Source organism: Candidatus Nealsonbacteria bacterium, from assembly GCA_011050465.1.
Classification (GTDB): domain Bacteria; phylum Patescibacteriota; class Minisyncoccia; order Minisyncoccales; family RBG-13-36-15; genus RBG-13-36-15.
In genome coordinates this window covers 1-19,849 of the sequence record DRFQ01000009.1, presented here as the reverse complement: position 1 = coordinate 19,849, position 19,849 = coordinate 1, and the positions used below count along the sequence as shown (strand labels likewise).

The window sequence follows — 19,849 nt, the reverse complement described above, 5'->3', positions numbered from 1 at the left end:
TAATTCAAGAAAAGACCTCCTCTATTGATTCTTTTCCTCTGGTTATATAATATAAACCCTCATGTTTTTTGTCAAAGGTATGAAGACAAAAATCTCCAAATTTTTCTATATCTGTTTTTCTTTCTTCTTTGTCGAGACCCGGCCGCCCTGCCACTGACCCCGGTATAAATTTGTCTTTCCTCTCACTTCATAAAACATAGCGTGAACAACTCGGGCCCCGAGTTCAATTTTTATTTCACAAGAACTAAAATTAGCAATGCCAAAAGTCAATTCTCCTTGATAGCCCGGCGAAACATTGCCGGTAAAAAGCATTAATCCAGATCTGAAAAGTGTTGTTCTTGGTCTAAATAAAATTAAAATATTCCCTGGCGTGTTAACTTTCTCAATAGTCTTCATTAAATAATATTTACCGGGTTTAAAAATAAAGCTTTGTTTCTTTTTAGGGTTATATTTGGCCAACAACTCCGCTTTCGGCGTCTTTCGTTCTTCCCGGCCCAAAAATCCATTTCCTGAAATTTCATAAATTTCTCCCAATCTTAAGTCAAAACCAGCCCCCTCGGGGCTTTTAAGTTCTCTCTCTGAAAGATTTTCCACCAACTTTTTTTCCTTAACTAATTTTAATAATTTATCCACCCCTAATATCATAGTTTGTTGAATTGCCTAAAATTCTGATTTATTTCTTAATTCTTTAAAATCTTCGAAGAATGAAGGTGTCCACTGCATGCAAATATCGAAAAGAATTGAGACCATTCTTCTAATCTCCCATTCCGCAGCCTTGTCCAGTCTTAGTTTAAAAAGATGACGCAAAGCTCTGGCATTAACATAAAAATAACAGGAAGTTGCCCAAAAAACTGGCATTATTTTTCTGGCATCTTGTTTCGTAGACCCTAGGGTTCTCTTTTTTTCATATAGATCAATGGATTGTTTGGCAACTGTTTCATCTATTTTCAAAAGTTCTTTTACTTTTTCTTCCTCATTTATGTAATCATAAGTATTATAAACAAAACAATTTTGACCTGCCGAAATATAACGAGTACTTCTAAAGGTCCAGCCAACTCCGACTTTATGTCTTGTCCACTGAGCCTGTAGGGATTTGGTTGTCCCAGAAAAATAAAAAACAAATTGGACAGCTTGCAATGGAGTGTCGTGGCCAAGCTTTATCAGGGTTCTATTAAGCCTTATATCGTCTTCTTTTGTTCCTTTTGATTCATAAGAAGCCCTGGCTGTAAAGGCAGGAAGAGTTTCTGGAGTACAAAGATGCCTGTACTCACCGACCGGTTGAGTCATGGCAACAAGTTTAATCTTGGGTTCTACTGCCCGAAACAAGTTTTTCCTTAAGTCTTTCCACTTATCCATAGTTTATGTCCACGGGTGAAAATTTATTTTCATCTGGGACGAGTGACGGAAATTCAAGCGATTCACGCTCCGTGACATCGCTTATATTGATTTTTTCTTTTTTTTGAATTCTTCTTCCTGATTTAGCCTGCTTGCACGAGGAGATTTCTGGTAAGCATATTTGTGATCCTTTTGTTTTAAATAAGGCACCTCAACGGGACTAGAAAGAGTCTCAAAGGTTATAGCGCAAATTCTCATTCCAGGATATAAAGCCACCGGCATAATGCCTAGGTTACCGAGTTCAATTACCGCTTTCCCTTTCCAGCCAGGGTCAAAGCGGGCGGCAGTGATATGAATAACTATCCCCAATCTTCCCAGAGATGACCTGCCGTCAATTCTAGCAACTAAGTCGGATGGAATTTCAATAGATTCTTCTGTTGAAGCGATAATAAAATCCCCGGGTTGCATAATCAATGGTTTTCCCGGAGATGGTCTAATCTCAAACATTATTTTCTCAATAGGGAATTTTGCCTTTAGGTCGATGAAAGGAAATTCAGCTCGTTTGAAAGTCTTGAAAACCTTTCCTAGCCGTAAATCTAAAGAACAAGGGCCGAGTTGGTCTTGAAAATTAGGTTTTGGGGTAATTCTAATTCTTCCTTCTTTTATGTATTTTTTGATATCACAATCAGATAAAATCATGGTATGAGGTGTTACTTTTCTATTTCAATTCCCATATTTTTTGCGGTGCCTTCAATAATCTTCTTGGCTTGTTTAAGATCATCTGTATTCAGATCTGGCATTTTTTTCTTAGCAATTTCCTCCAGTTGGAGTTCAGTAATCTTCCCTACCTTTTTTTTATTGGGTTCCCCCGATCCCTTCTCCACAGCAGCTGCTTTCTTCAAAAGCTCGGAAGCCAGAGGTTGTTTTATCTCAAAATTATAGGTTCTGTCTTCGTAAACAGTAATTTCAACTGGCAACTTCCATCCCTGTTGATTCTTTGAGGATTCATTAAACTTCTGACAGAATTCAGAAATGTTCAAACCGTGTGGAGCCAGGGCCGGCCCGACAGGAGGCGCTGGAGTAGCTTTGCCAGCAGGAATTTGTAACTTTACGATGGCTTTTATTTTTTTCATCTTTTATAATTTTTTGATCTGTAAAGAATCTAATTCTACCAATGTGTCTCTTCCGAACATATTGACAAAGACTTTAACTTTTCCTTTTTCTTCGTCGATTTCAGAAACTCGACCATCAAAATCTTTAAAAGGACCATCGGTGATTTTAATTGAATCCCCGACTTTAAAATCAATTTGAAAATGAGGGGTGTCTACTCCTATTCTTTTCTTTAAGATCTCTATCTCCTGAAAAGAAACAGGGACGGGGACAGTTCCCGCTCCGACAAAACCTGTAACATTGGGAGTATTCCGAACAATATACCAAGAATCATCTGTAACAACCATTTCGACTAAGACATAACCTGGATAAATTTTCTCTTCTATCACTTTTCTTTTCCCATTTTTTATTTTAATCTTTTTTTCTTTGGGAACCAAGACATTAAAAATTTTGTCTTCCATGCCCAAAGACTCGATCCGCTGTCTTAGACTTTTTGCGACTGCGTCTTCGTATCCAGAATAAGTGTGCAAAACATACCAGTTTTTTTGTTGGGTTAATTCTTGTTTTGGCATGCGAACGAAGTGAACACCGAGCACATAGTATTCTTATCGACTATAATTTGGTTTTCGCTCAAATTTTCTAAAATCTAACTTTATTTCGAAAACCAAACTATATGCTCGGTTATTCTTTATAAGATAAATTTACTTAAGAAAGTTGTGAAAATAAAATCTAAACTTCCCAAGAAAATTGCCACAGCTGTCGATATACCAATGACAATGATGGTATACCTTAAAGTCTCCTGTTTGGTCGGCCAATTAATCTTTCTCATCTCTAATCTGACTTCTTTTAGGAAAGTTATAATTTTTCTGAGCATATTTTTATTAAAAAAAAGGCTATAATTAATAAATTATCTTAAAAAGCCCACCTTGGGCTTTCTTATATTATAGCCCCCCTTGACCTTAGGTGTCAACCTTTCTGCTCTATCCAGAGCTAGCAGTGGACCTGTTAAAACGTTAATATTTCATAATTTTAAATGTCTAAATTCTGGACTTTTTTCGCGTGGGCCTGAATAAATCTTTTTCTTGGCATTACCTCTTTTCCCATAAGAGTATCAAAAATTTTGTCTGCTTCGCGAGCGTTTTCAACAGTAATCTTTTTCAAAATTCGATTCTCAGGATCCATTGTTGTTTCCCACAATAATTCTGGATTCATCTCTCCCAGTCCTTTAAAACGCTGGATGTTAATCCCGGTAATCTTTTCTTCTCTTTCTTTTTTGTCTCTACTCTTCTTTTTGTTCTTCTTCCCTTCCCTCTTTGTTCCACCCTGTAATTCATCAATGATATCTTTTTTATCATCTTCTGTGAAAGCATATCTAATTTTTTTTCCAGCCTGAATCCGATAAAGCGGAGGTTGGGCCACATAAATATAGCCAGCTGCAATGAGAGGTTGAAAATAACGATAAAAGAGAGTCAAAAGAAGCGTTTTAATGTGATTGCCGTCTGAGTCGGCATCGCACATTATAATAATCCAGTGATACCTGACTTTTTGGATATTAAAATCTTGAGCCACAGCCGTTCCCAGGGCAATAATTAAAGATCTGATTTCCTTGGAAGTTAAAATCTTATCAAGTCGAGTTCTTTCAACATTTAAAATTTTTCCTCGCAAAGGCAGAATTGCCTGGAATTTTCGATCTCTAGCCTGTTTCCCGCTACCACCGGCTGATTCTCCTTCAACAATATAAAGTTCAGATTCCTCTGGTTTTCGAGAAATACAATCAGCTAGTTTCCCTGGTAACATCAATCCATCTAGGGCTCCTTTTCTTAGGACAGTCTGTCTAGCAACCCTAGCTGCCGTTCTGGCTTTGGCTGAAAGAATACATTTCTCAACTATTGCTTTGGCATCTTGAGGATTTCTCTCTACGAAATCAGTTAAGGCCTCAGAAACTATTCCATCAACGGCTATTTTCGCTTCGGGATTCCCTAATCTCGCCTTTGTTTGCCCCTCAAATTGAGGATCTTTTATTTTAACTGAAATCACCCCGATTAAACCTTCCCTAATATCTTCGCCGTTTAAATTATCGTCGCTTTCTTTCAAAAAACCATTCTTCCTAGCATAGTCATTTAGGGTTCTAGTAAGAGCAGACCGAAATCCGGTTAGATGGGTGCCGCCTTCGCCAGTATAAATATTATTAGCAAAACTTTCTTCATAAACTTCGTACTCCTCGGCATATTGAAAGGCAGCTTCAACTAAAACTCCTTCTTTCTCGCCTAAACAGTAAAAAACATTAGAATGACGAGATGGTACTCCTCTAATTAAATATCTAATATAAGAAATCAACCCACCCTCAAAATAAAAACTATATTCTTTTTTCTCTTTGTTTCTTTGGTCAGAAATTATTATCTTTATTCCTTTGGTCAAATAGGCCTGCTGACGCAGGTGATTTAAGATTCTCTTGAAATCAAACTTAATTTCTTTAAAAATTTCGGGGTCTGGTTCGAAAATTACAGTCGTTCCTGTTTGTTTGCATCTACCTATCTTTTTGAGTTTTGTTTTTGGCTTTCCTCTGGCATATTCCTGGGAATATCTTACCCCCCCCCGGCAGACCTCAGCTTTTAGCCAACGAGATAAAGCACAAACTACAGATACCCCAACTCCGTGTAAACCACCAGCTATTTGATAAGCTTTACCGCCGAATTTTGCTCCAGCATGTAAGGTTGTCATTACAGTTTCCAAAGCCGACTTTCCTGTCTGAGGATGTTTATCCACTGGAATACCTCGACCGTTATCTGTGACTTTAACTCTATCATCTGGCAGAAGAACTATTTCCATCTGATTGCCGTGCCCCATCATGAATTCATCCAAACAGTTATCGGCACATTCCCAAACTAAATGGTGTAAACCATCCGGCCCGGTAGATCCTATATACATCGCTGGTCTTTTCCGGACGGGTTCCAAACCCTCAAGAACATAGATATCTTTAGCATCATAGGTAGTCTCTGTTTTCGCTCTCTTTGGCTTTATCATTTTTTTTAACCTTGCTTTTTTAATTTTGATTTTTTTGCGAACCATATGTGGTAAAATTCGAAGCACGAAATTCGAAACCCCGTAGTATAATTCGCTATCGCTCACTAACTACGGGGCAAGCAATACCTAAATTTAGAATTTGCCTGCCCTGAACTTAAATCCGAAAGATTTATAGTTCTGGGGTTTCCGATTTCGAATTTAGAATTTCTGATTTATTGTCTAACTTGCCATTCTGGCTTTTTTTCTAGGGCTTTTATTATTTTTTGATGAATTTTATCAATTTCGGATGATTTCAAAGTCTTATCTTGGGCTTGATAAATAATATGGAAAGCTAAATTCTTCTTACCTTCCGGCAGTTCTTGCCCTTCGTAAATATCAAAAAGATCTACATCCCGGACTACCCTGCCGCCAACCACATTAATTATATTTAAAACCTCCTCAACCAAAATTCCTCCGGGCACCAAGACAGCTAAGTCTCTAACCGCTGCAGGATAACGAGATAACGGCCTAAACTCGTGCTCTTCTGAACATAATTGAGCTAATTCATCAAAATCAATCTCGAAAAAGACCAAATTCTCAGTAATCTTTAGCTTGTCTAAAATCTTGGGAGAAATTGTACCCAAAAACCCGATTTCTTTTCGGTCAATCTTAATTTCAGCCGATTTTTTTAGTTGCCAAAAAAATGTCCTGCTTTCCGTTGGGGCGGGTTTGTAGAAATCATACCAGATATTACTTATCCCTAATTGATTTAACAAAGCATCAATGATTCCTTTTAATTCAAGAAATATTTCTGATTGAGAACGAGAACCACCTTCTTTTTTTAAAATAGCAACGCTAAGCATTCTTTTCTCTGTCATTCTCCTTTTTCTATATATTTTTCCTAATTCAAAAATTCTAATATTGTCGAAATACTTCAGGTTTGTTTTAAGATTAACCAATAAATTGGGAATTAAGCTTGGCCTTAAATATTTTTGTTTGACGCTGGCTGGATTTTCTATCTCAATTAATTCTTTAACTTTATAACCGAAAGTTTCTCTTAATTCTTCTCCTAAAAAAGAATAATTATAAACTTCGGTAAGGCTAAGTTCTTTGAGAATTCTCTTTGAAAAATCTTCCCAGAAAATTAAATTATTTCTTCTTGGGGGTGACAAAACAGTTAAAGGAAAAGTTGCAGGAATATTTTTGTAGCCGTAAATTCGACTAATTTCTTCTATTAGATCTTCCGGTAAAGAAATATCCAGTCTTCTGGTCGGAATTTCAACCTGGAGTTTAAGTTTTGAGAGTTGAGAGATTTTGAACCCAAGATCTCTTAATATCTTGGTTATTTCGTTCTTCGAAATCTTTACACCTAATAATCTTTCGACATAATTTAAGTCTAAATTTACTTTTTTCGATAAAACTTTTTTTGGATAAAAATCAATCAAATCTTTCTGTATTCTCCCGCCGGTAATTTTCTGTATAAGAGAAGCTGCTTGATCAACAGCTATCTCTGTCAGGTTGGGATCAATACCGTGTTCAAAACGCAAGGAAGCATCGGTCTTTAAATTCAATCTTTGGGATCCCTTTCTAATAATCTGAGGGTTAAAATTAGCTGATTCAATTATAATGATTTTTGTTCTCTTGGTAACTTCCGGAATCTTTCCTCCCTTGATACCAGCAATTGCTATAGGTTTTCTATCGTCTGCAATAACTAAAATATTTCTATCTAAATCATATTTCTCCCCATCTAATGTAGTAATTTTCTCGTTATTTCTGGCAAAGCGAACAATGATTTTTTGGCCTTCCAATTTTTCGCCGTCAAAAGCATGAAGGGGCTGGCCAGTCTCCAGCATTACATAATTTGTAATATCAACTATGTTATTAATTGGCCTCAGTCCACAAACTTTTAATCTTTCTTGGATAAATTTTGGTGAAGGACCAACTGTTATTCCATGCAAAATCCTGGCAGTATAGCGAGGACAAGCCCGCAGATATTTGACATCTACGCCCATAAAGTCTTTAATTTTGGAATTTCTGTCTTCAATAAATTTTTCTTCTTTAATGCTTCGACGCTGCTCAGCATTAACCCTGAGCCTTGTCGAAGGGTTAATTTTTAGTTTCGTGCTGGTTATGACAGCTACTTCTCGGGCTATTCCTGTATGAGAAAAACAATCCGGTCCCCTATTCGGCAAAACATCAATATCTATCATCCAATCTGAACCCGCTCTTTTTATTTCATTAACCTCAAAACTATGCATATTTAAAAGATCTGCCAGTTTGACAGGCTCTGGCAGTTTGCCCGAAATAAGGTCTTTTAACCAATTATAAGAAAATTTCATAATTCTCTCTCATTTTTCTTAAAAAGCGAGGTAGCAAGCTTCAAAGTAGCTTTCGGAGGCTCGACGGCATGGTTCCGCCGAGGGCGGACGACGAGCCGAGAACGCAGACCCCAAAATCTCGCTGGGATTTTGAGGGTCGGTACTTTGAAGCTTCGTTGCCGAGCGGTTACACCCTTTTTACCCTAATTAATCCTGAACAGGGAACGATTTCGATTCCCTTTTTTTCTAATTCATCTAAAAACAAATTCAGGCCAATGGAATCTGAAGACATATGGCCGGCAATAACCACATTAATGTGGGCTTTTTCTGCCTCCTCTCTATGCTTTTCTGATATATGCATGCCAATCACCGTTCCTGCTCCTGCCTGAGCCAATTTCTCATAAATTTCAGCTGCTCCCTCTGTTCCCCCTGTCAGTTCGGTAAGAACAATTTTCCCTGTCCGATTCTCTTCATCTCCAACGAAAATTCTGGGGCCGGCCCCAATTCTAATAGCTTCTCTGTATTCTGGAACTTCTCTGAGAGATTTAATGATTTCTCCCAAAGTTTGAGGATCGTCTTTTTTTAATTTTTCTTCAATAAATCTTGCCACCAAATTATCAGAAGGAGTGTGAATGCACAAAAAAGAGATATTCAAGATTTTAGCCATATCCACTGCTCGGTTATGATTAACAGGAGCTATGCCTCTTGCCACTTCCTCAATTCTTTTTCTTAAAAGTTTTTCAGCAATATTGACTGGCACGCCATATTGAACAAGCACATCAACCTGAAGCTGCATCACATCATCCAGTCCGGCTAGAGCCTTTCCTCTTGGATGATGAGACAATACTAAATCAATATCGCCCAGGTCTTTGGCCAATAAAAGCTCTCCCCCATCAATGTCAATACCTACTAAAATCTTTTTAATTTCTTTATCCGGATCTCCAAATAGAATCCGAGTATCAGAAAAAGGAACAGTTAACCTCTCTTTATCAAAGTCTTCTTTCTGATTCTCGTCCATTTTCTCATATTTTTCTTTTAGTCTTTTCAATAATCTCTCGATCCCCTCTTTTCCCCGAAAATCACTATCTATTCCCATTCTAATCGCCAGATTGTAAATTTCTTTTATTTTCATAATTTTTAAAATTGATTTAAAAATCTTAGGTCACCGCCATAAAAAAGGCGGATGTCGTTGATTTTATATTTCATCATTGCCAATCTGTCTAAACCCATCCCAAAGGCAAAACCTTGCCAGTTTTTAGGATTCAGACCAGCGGCTTTGAGGACATTAGGATGAACCATTCCAGCTCCCATCATTTCCATCCAGCCGGTCTGGGAACAAGCTGAACATCCTTTGCCCTGGCAATTCGAACAACTCATATCTATTTCAAAAGAAGGTTCAGTGAACGGAAAATAGCTCGGCCTCATGCGTATCTTAGTTTCTTTTTGTCCTCCTTTGCGTAAAGCTTCGGAGGATCCAGAAAAAAATCTTTTGAAAAACTCCTGGATTATAGATTTAAAATGGGCAGTTGAAGTTTCTTGATCAACCACTAATCCTTCGACGTGATAGAAATTAGTTTCGTGGGAGGCGTCAGTTGCTTCGTGACGAAAAATTCTTCCGGGCACAATAATTTTTATAGGAGGATTATTTTTTTCCATATATCTAATCTGGACCGGAGAGGTATGAGTTCTTAAAAGTAATTTACTGTCTTTTAGCCAAAAAGTATCCCACATGTCGCGAGCCGGATGATCCTTGGGAATATTTAAGGCATCGAAATTATACCATTCGGTTTCAATTTCTGGCCCATCAACCACCGAAAAGCCCATTGCTTGAAATATCTCCTCAACTTGTCTTTTGACTAAAGTTAAAGGGTGCAAATGGCCAGCCAAGGGTTTTTTGCCGGGAATAGTAATATCAATCCATCCTGTTTCTTTGGCGACCCTTTCAATGGAACGTATTTTTTTTGTTTTAACTTCTATTTTTTGTTTGATAATGCTTTTAAGCTCATTCGCCTCTTTTCCAGTTTTAATCCTTTTTGTTTGAGACAGGTTTTTTAAAGAACGTAAAATCCCGGTAATTTCGCCTTTTTTACCTAAATATTTTTGGAAAACGTTTTCAAGTTGTCTCAATTTTTTAGCTTCTTTTAGATCTTTTTCAATCTTTTTTTGAAGCAATTTTAGATTTGGCATACCCCGTAGAAGAATTTTGAATGAAAAATTTCTTTGAAATTTTCTTTCTGCCCGAAAGAAATTTCGAAATTTCTCTACCGGGCATTAAAAAACTCTTTTATACTCTTATTTTACCTTGAAATTAAGCAAAAATCAAACTGTGAATAACTCGAAAACAAATAAAAAGGTCGCTGAATCCAGCGACTTTAAAATTATAGTATAATTATTGTTTTCCGACCAGTTTTTTCCAGTGAGTTTTTAGCCTTTCACCTAGGCTTCAAAACAAGACGGAGTGTCCTGCTATTTCATCGAGAATTTTTTGAAGAGCTCCAACTTGATCCAAGCTCTTAAAAATGGGGCTACAGCAGACTAAAATATCAGCACCTTTATCTACAGCCTCTCCTGGGGTGACTTCTTGTTCATGCCTTGTATCTGAATACCACCTGGGCCGAACTCCCGACACCAATGTTGTTGTGTTAAGGTCTCGAACTACCTCTAATGTGGTGCCTGGCACAATTATCCCGTGGCAACCAGCCTCAATAGCAACTTCAGCAAAATGCCTTACCGTCTCTTTGAACGGCCTCCTGAAGTGTCTTCGGCAATAGGCATCATTATAGTGGGTCAATACAGTAAGACCCAGTACTTTAGTATTGCTTCCTTCGGTTACTCTAAGAGCTTTCTTAAGAAGATCGTCGGCTAAAGCATAGATATTTGTATACTCTACTCCCATCTCAACTAAAGTCTCAAGAACTGACGTCATAGTTCTTGAACCATTCCACATCTTTAGATCGACGAATAATGGTCTGCCCCAATTTTGAATATTTCTAATCTTTGTTCTTAAATCCTTATTCGGGCTCAACAGATAATCCAGGTTAACCTTGAAGCCGAAATGTCCTTCTATATGCAATAAAAATCTATCAGCGATATTAAAGGTTTCTTCTTCGTTGTCGGCTAAGCCGTCTAGGGCTACAAGAAAAAGTGGTTGATTCATCAAAGAGTTCCTCCTCTTTCGATTGGCCTTAGGCCTTTGGTCATCTGCCATTCTAACGGATTGGTAAGAAATGTCCGGTAACTCTCAATAGCTTGCTGAGAAAAAATCAGATGCTTTTCTGCCACCGTCAAGAGCTCTGGTAGAGTCAAAAGATATATCATCTCAATCCCACGCTCTTGAAGAATTCTGATTGCCTCAGGATTATCATAAAAAAGAATAGTTGCTGCGTAATTAACCACATGTCCTGCTTCTCTTAATATATCGGCACTATTGCAAGTAGTCTGGGCGAAATTGACCAATTCTTCTACGACCAAACCATTGGCTCCTGGCGGAATCTCTGGATTGCCAGCAATCCCAGTAATCAACTCTTTCTGTCCGCCCTTTTTCCGAGCTTCCCGGATGTAAACAAAGGGTATGGTCTTTCCAAGCAACAGTTCTAGTTCTTCGCTAAGTTGCCAGCCAGGGATTATTCCTCCGGTAACATTACCGGCAACAAAATCCAGGCGAGGAATTTCCCTTGCCACCTTAATGGCTAACTGTTTGATGAGAAGCTTTATTGTCTTTTTTCGTCCAACCAGGTCTTTAATCATCACATAACCGGGACCCCAATTACCTGAGGCGTAGAGAAAGGGCTGTTTTCCTCGAGGAAGCGTTTCTACTTCCTCATTCGTTACTTTCAGGGGAACATTTCTAATTTCTACCGCCCCTGCCTCTAAAATATTCAAAGCGTTATTCTCGATTCCCATTCCGTCTACCTCCTTGCTTGATCGCGTCCTCTTTATCTTCCCTTATTCAATTGTTAAAGAAATGCCTCCTGTTCTTGTTTCTATCAGATTAGAAGGATATGGTCAACCCTTCACCTTTAGCTAAAGGTGAAGGGTCAAGAAAAAATGACCTCTCAGCAAGAGAAAGGCCATTACACTACGAAAAGAGCAATAAATGATAAGAGCTGTCGGGTGACCCTCAAGAAAGCAACTAGCTCGTGACTCGCCACAAAGGAACGTATGCCCCTAGGGGGTGCTAGAGGGAAATGCGTTCCCAGGAGGTGCGACGACGAAACGTCTCGAGGACCACCCTTATATCTATATATCCTTTTTCAAGAACCTCTGTCAAGCTCCCCTTTTAGAAAATTTGACAATTTAGGATTTTTCTATCAATATAAACTTGAGAAAAGAATTGCTCTTGAACAACTTAATAGGAGGTGAAATCCAATGGAAACGCTGATCAAGGAATTTCTCGTCTTTATGCAAACAAAAAAAGCAGCAGCTAATAATACACTCTTGAGCTATCGACGGGACTTAAGTGAGTTCCTAAGATTCTGCGCCAATCATCCAGGACAGCCAACCGTAAAGACAATGGACTCAAAAATCATTAGGGATTATAACGAATGGCTGAAGGAACAGAATATAGCTAGCGCAACAATAAATCGAAGGCTTGCCGCTCTAAGGTCTTTCCTTGGGTATTTGAAAGCCAAAAAACTGATAAAAGAGAATCTTGTGGAAGAAATGGCTTTTTATAGAGAAAGCCCAAAAACAATTTTTGAGGTTTTAACCGATAAAAAAATAAAAAAACTTCTGGAAATTTTAGCCAAACGTGCTACTCCAAAAGGAATTAGAGATTCGGCAATGATAGAACTATTCCTGGCTACTGGAATACAGCCTTCGGAATTAGTATCGCTAGACTTAGAAATGGCTGATTTAGGTGCAGAATATCCCGAAATCAAAATCTGCCACCGGGGAAATATAAGAAAAATTTCTCTTCCTTTCCGGGTAGTTTTGGCTCTATCTGAATATATACAGAAAGCAAGGCTAAAACTGATTAGTGGCCGATCCGAAAAAGCACTCAAAGAAAAGGCCCTTTTTCTTAATCAACGCGGCGAGAGACTGACCCGTAATGGTGTCTGGTGGATAATCCGAGAATGCGCTCATTCAGCTAACCTAAAAAATGAAGTAACTCCACGGGCCTTAAGATACAACTTTGCTGCTCGACAATTAGCCCTTGGGGTTTCTTCTGAGAAACTCCAGCAATTACTTGGTCATACTCACCAACACTCTGTAGATCGTTTCCGGGAAAGACTTCAAATCTAAAACTAAGCCACTGAAGTCAAAGTGGCGGCCGCTGCCGCCACTTTTTGTATTTTAGAAAGGGTAATGGAATTTGCTCTAAACAAAAAGTGATACGGATAAAATAAAAAGCCGCCAAGTTATGCTCGGCAGCTACCTTTCAGTTACTTTTATTGAATACGATTTTAATAACTGAAACTCAGCTAGTTACAAAATAAATTGAACAATCTCGTTCTATATTTTCAGCGTGTATGGATTCTCTTTAATAATTTCTTTGAAAAAATCTTCCGGTAAAGATGATAAAACCTTAAGAATATCCGGAAATCGGTAGCCTCTTTCTTCCAGGATCTTTGCCACTTCAAGAGAAAAGACTTGATGTAATGGCGCTGAGGTTTGCGGCAGCCCAGAGTCCAAAACATGCTTTGCAGCTTCAATTACATCAATAATAGAAAGGGTTCCTCTATTATTCTCGTTATTGTCGAGTCTATCAGCTGAAACTGCCAGCCTCAAAACTTTGATGGCTTTATGCTTTCTTGTTTTTACACAACCCTCTGTAACGTCTAAAATCTTAGCGATTTGTTTTAGTTTGAAACCGAAGAAAATAATCAAAGCAATTACTAATTGCTGCCCGGATATTAAATTCTTTATTGCCTGCAAGAGCCAAGTGCGTTTAACTTTCTTCTCAATGATATCGACGAGATTATCGGGAATATGTAGATCAATTTCATCGAGCCTGATAAACCTTATAACGTTTTTTCTTTGCCAACTCACAACGATATTGTGGGCTATGCGAAAAAGCCAAAATCTGGGCGATTCTGGGCCTTCTTTCATTCTAAATCTTCTGTAGCTCTCAAGGGCTTTAAGAAATACTTTTCCTGTCAGATCTTCGGCGATCTCAAGGCTATTAGTTCTTGCCTGTATATAGCGTAGAATACGCCTGTAGTACTGAGTATACACTTCTTTAAAATTAGGTTTCTGTGGAATTTCAGCTGCTTGTACCAAAGTGCTATCATTCTTATTTGTTAAGGTGCTGTCCGACATCTCTCACTCCCTTTCTTGTGGTATTGTACTGCCGTTCGTTTTTTTTATTATATCAAGATGAATTTTTGTCTTGCACTGAGCTTGTCGAAGTGCGGGCGCGACCGGATTTGAACCGGCGATCTCTTCCGTGACAGGGAAGCGCGTTAAACCAGGCTACACCACGCGCCCAAATTTTGGTACGAAATTGACAGAAAAACGTGCTTGCTCCGTAGTATCCGAACGGGCTACACCACGGGTCTATTCGAATTTTATGCCGAGGGTGGGACTCGCCCAGCCATCCGACTGGACGCCTCGTCGAATGACGGGACGAACCCGGCGTTATGCCGGTGACAGGATTTGAACCTATGACCTTGGCCTTATGAAGGCCCTGCTCTAACCACTGAGCTACACCGGCAAATTCCAATTCTACCAAAATAGTTATCGGTCAAATTTGCTTTACAATATTGTTGCGCCGGTAGGAGTTGAACCTACTGCTCCTGCTTATGAGACAGGCGAGATAACCGTTTCTCCACGGCGCGTCGTTCATTATATTACGAAAAAGACGGGAGGGTCAACCCCCCACCTATTTTACTACTCAATCTTAAGTTTAACCAAAATATACAAAATATAGAGGTTAAATTCCTGCGACACACTCTCATGAATAGTGAGGCCCACCTTCGGTGGACTGGGCTATTCGCCCATCGTGTGTCTCCAGTATGTCAACTGGCAAAATAGGTGGGGGGATGAAGTCTCAAAGCACTTGTAGCTCTTGAAGAGTTTTTTCGTAAATTTCTAAAGCCCTCTGGCCCTGATCTAAAGAAAGTTGATAGTCAGGGTCATAAACAATATTATTACGGATCTTGTGAGCCTCTAGAATCTGATCAATATTGGGAAGCCTAATAGACGTAATTTGTTTTAATTTCTCACCCACGGTATCTCCATCGTAACCCATTCTTTCCAAGGTTTCATTTAAAAGATTATCGGCCTCAATTACTGCTAATTTATGTTCAGCCTCAGAGGACAAATCTAACCTGCTTTTAATCTTATTCCACTGTTTAACAATTTTTCTCGTTCCATAAGGCTTATAAGACAACACTTCGGTTACATCACGCAAATAAACAGTTATCAAGTAATTACTTTTAACGATAAAATAAATAATACTAATAATTAAAAACAAAGAGATTGAACCAAAAACAATTTTTAAAACTAAAATAATTGTGGGGTTGGGGGATAAGAAAAATTCCATACTCTGATTTTAATTTTTTTCAAAAAATATTTGGTTTTCTTCAAAAAATTGACCAAATTCTAAAATCGTATTCTCTGAAAAAGGCTTCCCGATTATCTGAAGACCAACCGGGAGCTTTCCTATCTTTCCAACAGGAATAGATATTGCCGGCAAACCAGCTAAATTGACCGCAATGGTGAAAACATCTGAAAGATACATGGTTAAAGGGTCGGTAATTTTTTCTCCGATTTTAAAGGCTGGCGTTGGCGAAACGGGAGTTAAAATTAAATCTACTTTTTGAAAGGCTTTTTCAAAATCTTTCTTAATCAAAGTCCTGACTTTCTGCGCTCTCAAATAGTAAGCTTCGTAATAACCCGCAGATAATACATAAGTGCCCAACATGATTCTTCGTCTCACCTCCTCTCCAAAACCTCCTTCTCTCGATCTTAGATAGACATCTAATAAATTTTTGACCTCTGCCTTCCGGTCTCTGGTTATAGAATGTCCGTACTTTATGCCATCGTATCTGGCTAAGTTTGCTGAAGCTTCAGACGGCATAATAATATAATAACTGGCTAAAGCGTAATCTGTGTGAGGAAGAGAAATTTCTTCAATTTTTATCTTTAAACTTTCGAGCTTCTCAATCGAATCCCGGATTATTCTTTCTACTTCTGGATCCATTCCTTGAATAAAGTACTCTTTAGGGACACCGATCTTTAAAGTCTGTGGGCTGTAGTTTGTAGTTTGCCGCCTCTGGCGAGCCTCGCCTCTGGCGGGTAGTTTTGGTAATTCAACCGATGTTGAATCGAGGGGGTCTTTCCCTGCAATCGCCTCAAATACAATTTTAGCATCCTCTACTGTCTTTGTTGCTAACCCTATCTGATCCAAAGAAGAAGCCATAGCAATTAAGCCATAACGAGAAACTGCTCCATAGGTAGGCTTTAAACCAACTACCCCGCAAAAAGAAGCTGGCTGACGGATAGAACCTCCTGTATCAGAGCCTAAAGCATAACAACACATATTGGCTGCTACGGCAGCTGTTGATCCTCCCGAAGAACCACCAGGGACCCGCATTAAGTCATAAGGATTCTTTGTTGTCCCAAAAGCCGAATTCTCAGTCGAAGAACCCATGGCAAATTCATCTAAATTAGTCTTTCCTAAGATAACTGCTCCTTGCTCTTTAATTCTTTTTACCACGGTAGCATCGTAAGGAGCAATATAGGCCTCTAAAATTTTTGAAGCTGCTGTACATCTCACGCCCTCGACTAGAATATTGTCCTTAATAGCCAGAGGAATTCCTGCCAACATACTAATTTTTTTCCTCTGACGAATTAAATCATCAATCTTTTTTGCTTCAGATAGCGCTGAGTCGAAAGTAACTGTTAAATATGAAGAAATTTTTTTATTTAAATCCTCTGTTCTTTCTAAAAAAGCTTTAGTAAGTTCAAAAGATGATATCTCTCTCTTGACAAGTTTCTCGTGAGCTTTAGTAATAGTAAGTTCATATAATTCCATAACATTTAGTATCTACAAAATGCTTTTAACTTTTACATATCTCTCCTTCTCTTCTGGCACGGCCTTAATCAAACCTTCTTTAGTTTCTGCTTTTTGGAGATTTATTTTATCTTCTCTTGTTATATTCTCAAGTAAAATTGAATAAGAAGTTGGCTCAATCCCAGAAACATCTGCTTTTTCTAGTTTAATAATGTAATCTAAAATCTTCGATAATTCTTTCTGGAATTTAATAACTTCCCTTTTGGTCAAACCAAGCCTGGCGAGTTTGGCGATATGTTCTACTTCTTTTTTGGAAATCATATTTAATGAAAATTCTAAGCACTAATATCTAAATCCTAAACAAATTCAAAATTCAAATGTTCGAAACTCAAAACTGTTTTGGATTTTGGTTATTTGATATTGTTTAGGATTTCGAATTTCGAATTTAGGATTTCTTAACGGGGTGATTCTGAATAGTCGGTTTCGACCACCACTTCTTGTAATTCATCAAGGTTTTCTAAAACTTGCCCGGCTCCTCGGACAACAGCAGTCAAAGGATCATCTACAATAACTGTTGGCATTTTTGTCTCTTTTGTAATTAAAGTGTCTAATCCCCGTAAAAGACTTCCTCCTCCAGCCAAATATATTCCTTTTTTCATAATATCAGCCAACAGTTCTGGTGGAGTTTCTTCGATGGTTATTTTAATATTGTCGACAATCTGCCTTATCGATTTTTCCATTGCCCTCCTTACCGCTTCATCAGAAATAGTAATTTCTTCCGGCAAGCCCGTTACCAGGTTTCTCCCTCTTAATGGTAACTGTCTCTTTTCTTTCATAGGATAAGCAGACCCAATACCTGTTTTAACTTCCTCTGCCGTTCTCTCCCCAATTAAAAGTTTATACTCTTGTTCTGCAAACTGAATTATATCTTCATTGAGTTTATCTCCAGCTATTCTTAAGCTTCTAGAGAGAACCATTCCTCCCAATGAAATTACCGCCACCTCGGTTGTTCCTCCTCCAATATCAACAATAAAGTTTCCTCCAGCTTCCTGGACCGGTAATTTCGCCCCGATAGCCGCTGCCATTGGTTGTTCAATTAAGAAAACTTTTCTGGCGCCAGCGTTTTGAGCTGCGTCTTGGACAGATTTTTTCTCAACTTCAGTTACTCCGCAAGGAATACCGATAATTACTCTTGGTCGAGGACCAATAAACATTTTCTTCTTTTGAGCTTTCTCGATAAAATATCTCAACATTTGTTCTGTAACCTCAAAATCAGAAATAACCCCATTAACCAAAGGCCGAGTAGCAATAATATGGGCCGGAGTTCGTCCAACCATCTTTTTTGCTTCGCTTCCGATAGCTAAAATCTGTCCGGTTTTTTGATTAACTGCTACTACTGAAGGTTCTGTTATAACAATGCCTCGTCCCCGAACATAAACCAGCGAATTGGCAGTTCCTAGGTCAATAGCTATATCTTCTAAGAAACGGGAGATAAATTTTTCAAGCATACTCGAAAATTTCTAATTAACCTAATTTCTAATCAATGCCTAATTTTTAAATATATAATTTCTAAAAATTTTAGTCATTGGTCATTAGTTATTAGGATTTGATTGGTCATTAGAAATTAGTTATTAGTCATTTAAGAATTGTGATAATTGTTTTATCTTAACCAATTGAACTTTCTTTTCATCTCTTTTCTTTATCTCTATGCTTTTTCTCTTCAACGTTCTTTCACTTACTACAATCCTGTAAGGAATACCGATTAAATCGGCTTCTGCAAATTTCTCCCCCACTCTTCTTCCTTTCCTATCGTCGTACAGTACTTCAATTTTTTGTCTTTGTCCACCTACGCCAGAGGCTTCGGTGGATCCTCCGTAGCTCATCTTCTTGGGAGCGAAGGAGGATAAATCTCGATATAGCTTTTCAGCTGCTTTTCTAACTTGTGGCGAATCTTCAACGGGAATTAAATGAAGCTTAAAGGGAGCTACCTCTTCTGGCCAAATAATTCCTTTGTTATCATAATGCACTTCAGCAATTGCTCCCATGATCCTGGTAGATCCTATGCCGTAACAGCCCATAATAATTAATTTTTTCTTGCCATCTTGATCAATAAAATGAGCATTGAAATCTTTGGAATATTTCGTCCCTAAAGGGAAAATGTTTCCAACTTCAATAGATTTTCCTTCTTTAAGGCTGTTTTTACAAACTGGACAATGACCTATTTTTTTAAGCTTGGCTATCTCTTTGTTTTGGGCGAAATGATGTCTTGAACAGTAAATAACACTATCTTCTCCGTCCTCAGACAGAACTTGAAACTCGTGAGTATATTCTTTTGTAAAGCCAGCCCCCGAGGCTTCAGTAACAATTATCTTAAGCCCACATCTCTTAAAAATCTTAAGATAGGACTTTTTTACAATTTCATAATATTTTTTAAAATCTTTTTCTGAAGTATGGAAGCTGTATAAATCTTTCATCCCGAATTCCCGGCACCTCAATAAACCTGATTTTGCCCTTAGTTCTTTCCTGAATTTGGCCTGAATCTGATAAACATACAAAGGAAGATCGGTATAAGACTTTATATGTTTTGAAATTATATTGGTTAATATTTCCTCATGAGTGGGACCCAAAGCTAATTCCTGACCAGAGGTATCAAGGGTTTTGTACATAATCTTGCCTATCCCCTTTGACCATCTGCCGGTCTTTTCCCAAAGAAATCTTGGTTGTAAAACCGGCATCAGAATTTCTTGCCCGCCGATACTATTCATTTCTTTTCTAATAATATTCTCAATATTTTTTAAAACCCGGAGTCCTATCGGTAAAAAAGTATAGATTCCGGCCATTTCTTTGTGGATAAAACCTCCCCGAATTAAAAGCTGGGCATTTTTGCTTTCTTCATCTTTTGGGGTCTCTTTTAAGGTCTTAGTAAAAAGCTGAGATTGTCTCATATCCTACGAATCACATTAGTACGAATATACGAATAATAAGTTAGTGAGGAAATTGACCCCGCTCCTATGCCTATTGAGATACGAATGAAACAAAAAAATGAATTAGACTTAAATTCCTATCATTAATCGTCCACCTCAAGTTTTAGGGGCGGGGTCATATTTCCGAACGTTTACTTTGA

19 protein-coding genes and 3 tRNA genes are annotated in these 19,849 nt (G+C 38.2%); 1 reads left to right on the top strand and 21 read right to left on the bottom strand.

Annotated features, from left to right (window positions below):
- Positions 1-105 precede the first annotated feature (105 nt).
- From ENH66_02000 to ENH66_01945, 12 genes are all read right to left on the bottom strand, one after another.
- The gene (locus tag ENH66_02000; protein HDZ54452.1) at positions 106-645 is read right to left on the bottom strand and encodes a hypothetical protein; all 540 of its coding nucleotides are present in this window, start codon (positions 643-645) and stop codon (positions 106-108) included.
- A 15-nt stretch (positions 646-660) separates the two neighbouring features.
- Positions 661-1,356 (bottom strand): FAD-dependent thymidylate synthase, encoded by a 696-nt coding sequence (thyX, locus tag ENH66_01995; GenBank protein ID HDZ54451.1) that lies wholly within the window; start codon positions 1,354-1,356, stop codon positions 661-663.
- Between the two features lie 81 nt (positions 1,357-1,437).
- Complete coding sequence (locus ENH66_01990) at positions 1,438-2,034, bottom strand: dCTP deaminase (GenBank protein ID HDZ54450.1); 597 nt, start codon at positions 2,032-2,034, stop codon at positions 1,438-1,440.
- Positions 2,035-2,045: 11 nt separating this feature from the next.
- Positions 2,046-2,468, bottom strand: coding sequence for a 50S ribosomal protein L11 (gene rplK, locus ENH66_01985; GenBank protein HDZ54449.1), 423 nt, complete (start codon positions 2,466-2,468; stop codon positions 2,046-2,048).
- 3 nt (positions 2,469-2,471) lie between these two features.
- Positions 2,472-3,017 carry a transcription termination/antitermination protein NusG gene (gene nusG / locus ENH66_01980; protein HDZ54448.1) on the bottom strand — a complete coding sequence of 182 codons (546 nt, stop codon included), beginning with the start codon at positions 3,015-3,017 and terminating at the stop codon, positions 2,472-2,474.
- Positions 3,018-3,133: 116 nt separating this feature from the next.
- Positions 3,134-3,319: a preprotein translocase subunit SecE gene (gene secE, locus ENH66_01975; GenBank protein HDZ54447.1), complete on the bottom strand. Its 186-nt coding sequence runs from the start codon at positions 3,317-3,319 to the stop codon at positions 3,134-3,136.
- A gap of 155 nt (positions 3,320-3,474) precedes the next feature.
- Positions 3,475-5,469: a DNA topoisomerase (ATP-hydrolyzing) subunit B gene (gyrB, locus tag ENH66_01970; GenBank protein ID HDZ54446.1), complete on the bottom strand. Its 1,995-nt coding sequence runs from the start codon at positions 5,467-5,469 to the stop codon at positions 3,475-3,477.
- Between the two features lie 212 nt (positions 5,470-5,681).
- Positions 5,682-7,787 carry a phenylalanine--tRNA ligase subunit beta gene (locus ENH66_01965; GenBank protein HDZ54445.1) on the bottom strand — a complete coding sequence of 702 codons (2,106 nt, stop codon included), beginning with the start codon at positions 7,785-7,787 and terminating at the stop codon, positions 5,682-5,684.
- A 166-nt stretch (positions 7,788-7,953) separates the two neighbouring features.
- Entirely contained in the window at positions 7,954-8,898 is a 945-nt protein-coding gene (locus tag ENH66_01960; protein HDZ54444.1) for an NGG1p interacting factor NIF3, read from the bottom strand.
- 5 nt (positions 8,899-8,903) lie between these two features.
- Positions 8,904-9,953, bottom strand: a complete 1,050-nt coding sequence (locus tag ENH66_01955; protein ID HDZ54443.1) for a phenylalanine--tRNA ligase subunit alpha — start codon at positions 9,951-9,953, stop codon at positions 8,904-8,906.
- Between the two features lie 256 nt (positions 9,954-10,209).
- Complete coding sequence (locus ENH66_01950; GenBank protein HDZ54442.1) at positions 10,210-10,974, bottom strand: hypothetical protein; 765 nt, start codon at positions 10,972-10,974, stop codon at positions 10,210-10,212.
- Positions 10,923-11,669: a hypothetical protein gene (locus ENH66_01945; protein HDZ54441.1), complete on the bottom strand. Its 747-nt coding sequence runs from the start codon at positions 11,667-11,669 to the stop codon at positions 10,923-10,925. The genes ENH66_01950 and ENH66_01945 overlap by 52 nt, the downstream gene beginning before the upstream one ends.
- Before the next feature lie 465 nt (positions 11,670-12,134).
- On the opposite strand from ENH66_01945, the gene ENH66_01940 reads away from it, so the two are divergent.
- Positions 12,135-13,010: a hypothetical protein gene (locus ENH66_01940; GenBank protein ID HDZ54440.1), complete on the top strand. Its 876-nt coding sequence runs from the start codon at positions 12,135-12,137 to the stop codon at positions 13,008-13,010.
- Positions 13,011-13,220: 210 nt separating this feature from the next.
- Here the strand turns inward: ENH66_01940 and ENH66_01935 are convergent, their stop codons facing one another.
- The 9 genes from ENH66_01935 to ENH66_01895 form a co-directional block, all read right to left on the bottom strand.
- Entirely contained in the window at positions 13,221-14,027 is an 807-nt protein-coding gene (locus ENH66_01935) for an RNA polymerase sigma factor (GenBank protein HDZ54439.1), read from the bottom strand.
- Positions 14,028-14,119: 92 nt separating this feature from the next.
- A tRNA-Asp gene (locus ENH66_01930) sits at positions 14,120-14,195 on the bottom strand.
- Positions 14,196-14,348: 153 nt separating this feature from the next.
- Positions 14,349-14,421 (bottom strand) — tRNA-Met (locus ENH66_01925).
- 49 nt (positions 14,422-14,470) lie between these two features.
- Positions 14,471-14,545 (bottom strand) — tRNA-Met (locus ENH66_01920).
- 212 nt (positions 14,546-14,757) lie between these two features.
- Positions 14,758-15,252, bottom strand: coding sequence for a hypothetical protein (locus ENH66_01915; protein ID HDZ54438.1), 495 nt, complete (start codon positions 15,250-15,252; stop codon positions 14,758-14,760).
- Between the two features lie 9 nt (positions 15,253-15,261).
- Positions 15,262-16,746, bottom strand: a complete 1,485-nt coding sequence (gene gatA, locus ENH66_01910) for an Asp-tRNA(Asn)/Glu-tRNA(Gln) amidotransferase subunit GatA (protein HDZ54437.1) — start codon at positions 16,744-16,746, stop codon at positions 15,262-15,264.
- A 12-nt stretch (positions 16,747-16,758) separates the two neighbouring features.
- Entirely contained in the window at positions 16,759-17,046 is a 288-nt protein-coding gene (gatC, locus tag ENH66_01905) for an Asp-tRNA(Asn)/Glu-tRNA(Gln) amidotransferase subunit GatC (protein HDZ54436.1), read from the bottom strand.
- A gap of 134 nt (positions 17,047-17,180) precedes the next feature.
- Positions 17,181-18,233 (bottom strand): rod shape-determining protein, encoded by a 1,053-nt coding sequence (locus ENH66_01900; GenBank protein HDZ54435.1) that lies wholly within the window; start codon positions 18,231-18,233, stop codon positions 17,181-17,183.
- A 123-nt stretch (positions 18,234-18,356) separates the two neighbouring features.
- Positions 18,357-19,670: a hypothetical protein gene (locus ENH66_01895; GenBank protein ID HDZ54434.1), complete on the bottom strand. Its 1,314-nt coding sequence runs from the start codon at positions 19,668-19,670 to the stop codon at positions 18,357-18,359.
- Between the last annotated feature and the right edge of the window lie 179 nt (positions 19,671-19,849).

Excerpts from the sequence above, each read along its gene's own strand:
- ENH66_02000 (HDZ54452.1), bottom strand. The coding sequence starts at position 645 with ATGATATTAGGGGTGGATAAATTATTAAAATTAGTTAAGGAAAAAAAG.
- thyX (HDZ54451.1), bottom strand. The coding sequence starts at position 1,356 with ATGGATAAGTGGAAAGACTTAAGGAAAAACTTGTTTCGGGCAGTAGAA.
- ENH66_01990 (HDZ54450.1), bottom strand. The coding sequence starts at position 2,034 with ATGATTTTATCTGATTGTGATATCAAAAAATACATAAAAGAAGGAAGA.
- rplK (HDZ54449.1), bottom strand. The coding sequence starts at position 2,468 with ATGAAAAAAATAAAAGCCATCGTAAAGTTACAAATTCCTGCTGGCAAA.
- nusG (HDZ54448.1), bottom strand. The coding sequence starts at position 3,017 with ATGCCAAAACAAGAATTAACCCAACAAAAAAACTGGTATGTTTTGCAC.
- secE (HDZ54447.1), bottom strand. The coding sequence starts at position 3,319 with ATGCTCAGAAAAATTATAACTTTCCTAAAAGAAGTCAGATTAGAGATG.
- gyrB (HDZ54446.1), bottom strand. The coding sequence starts at position 5,469 with ATGATAAAGCCAAAGAGAGCGAAAACAGAGACTACCTATGATGCTAAA.
- ENH66_01965 (HDZ54445.1), bottom strand. The coding sequence starts at position 7,787 with ATGAAATTTTCTTATAATTGGTTAAAAGACCTTATTTCGGGCAAACTG.
- ENH66_01960 (HDZ54444.1), bottom strand. The coding sequence starts at position 8,898 with ATGAAAATAAAAGAAATTTACAATCTGGCGATTAGAATGGGAATAGAT.
- ENH66_01955 (HDZ54443.1), bottom strand. The coding sequence starts at position 9,953 with ATGCCAAATCTAAAATTGCTTCAAAAAAAGATTGAAAAAGATCTAAAA.
- ENH66_01950 (HDZ54442.1), bottom strand. The coding sequence starts at position 10,974 with ATGGCAGATGACCAAAGGCCTAAGGCCAATCGAAAGAGGAGGAACTCT.
- ENH66_01945 (HDZ54441.1), bottom strand. The coding sequence starts at position 11,669 with ATGGGAATCGAGAATAACGCTTTGAATATTTTAGAGGCAGGGGCGGTA.
- ENH66_01940 (HDZ54440.1), top strand. The coding sequence starts at position 12,135 with ATGGAAACGCTGATCAAGGAATTTCTCGTCTTTATGCAAACAAAAAAA.
- ENH66_01935 (HDZ54439.1), bottom strand. The coding sequence starts at position 14,027 with ATGTCGGACAGCACCTTAACAAATAAGAATGATAGCACTTTGGTACAA.
- ENH66_01915 (HDZ54438.1), bottom strand. The coding sequence starts at position 15,252 with ATGGAATTTTTCTTATCCCCCAACCCCACAATTATTTTAGTTTTAAAA.
- gatA (HDZ54437.1), bottom strand. The coding sequence starts at position 16,746 with ATGGAATTATATGAACTTACTATTACTAAAGCTCACGAGAAACTTGTC.
- gatC (HDZ54436.1), bottom strand. The coding sequence starts at position 17,046 with ATGATTTCCAAAAAAGAAGTAGAACATATCGCCAAACTCGCCAGGCTT.
- ENH66_01900 (HDZ54435.1), bottom strand. The coding sequence starts at position 18,233 with ATGCTTGAAAAATTTATCTCCCGTTTCTTAGAAGATATAGCTATTGAC.
- ENH66_01895 (HDZ54434.1), bottom strand. The coding sequence starts at position 19,670 with ATGAGACAATCTCAGCTTTTTACTAAGACCTTAAAAGAGACCCCAAAA.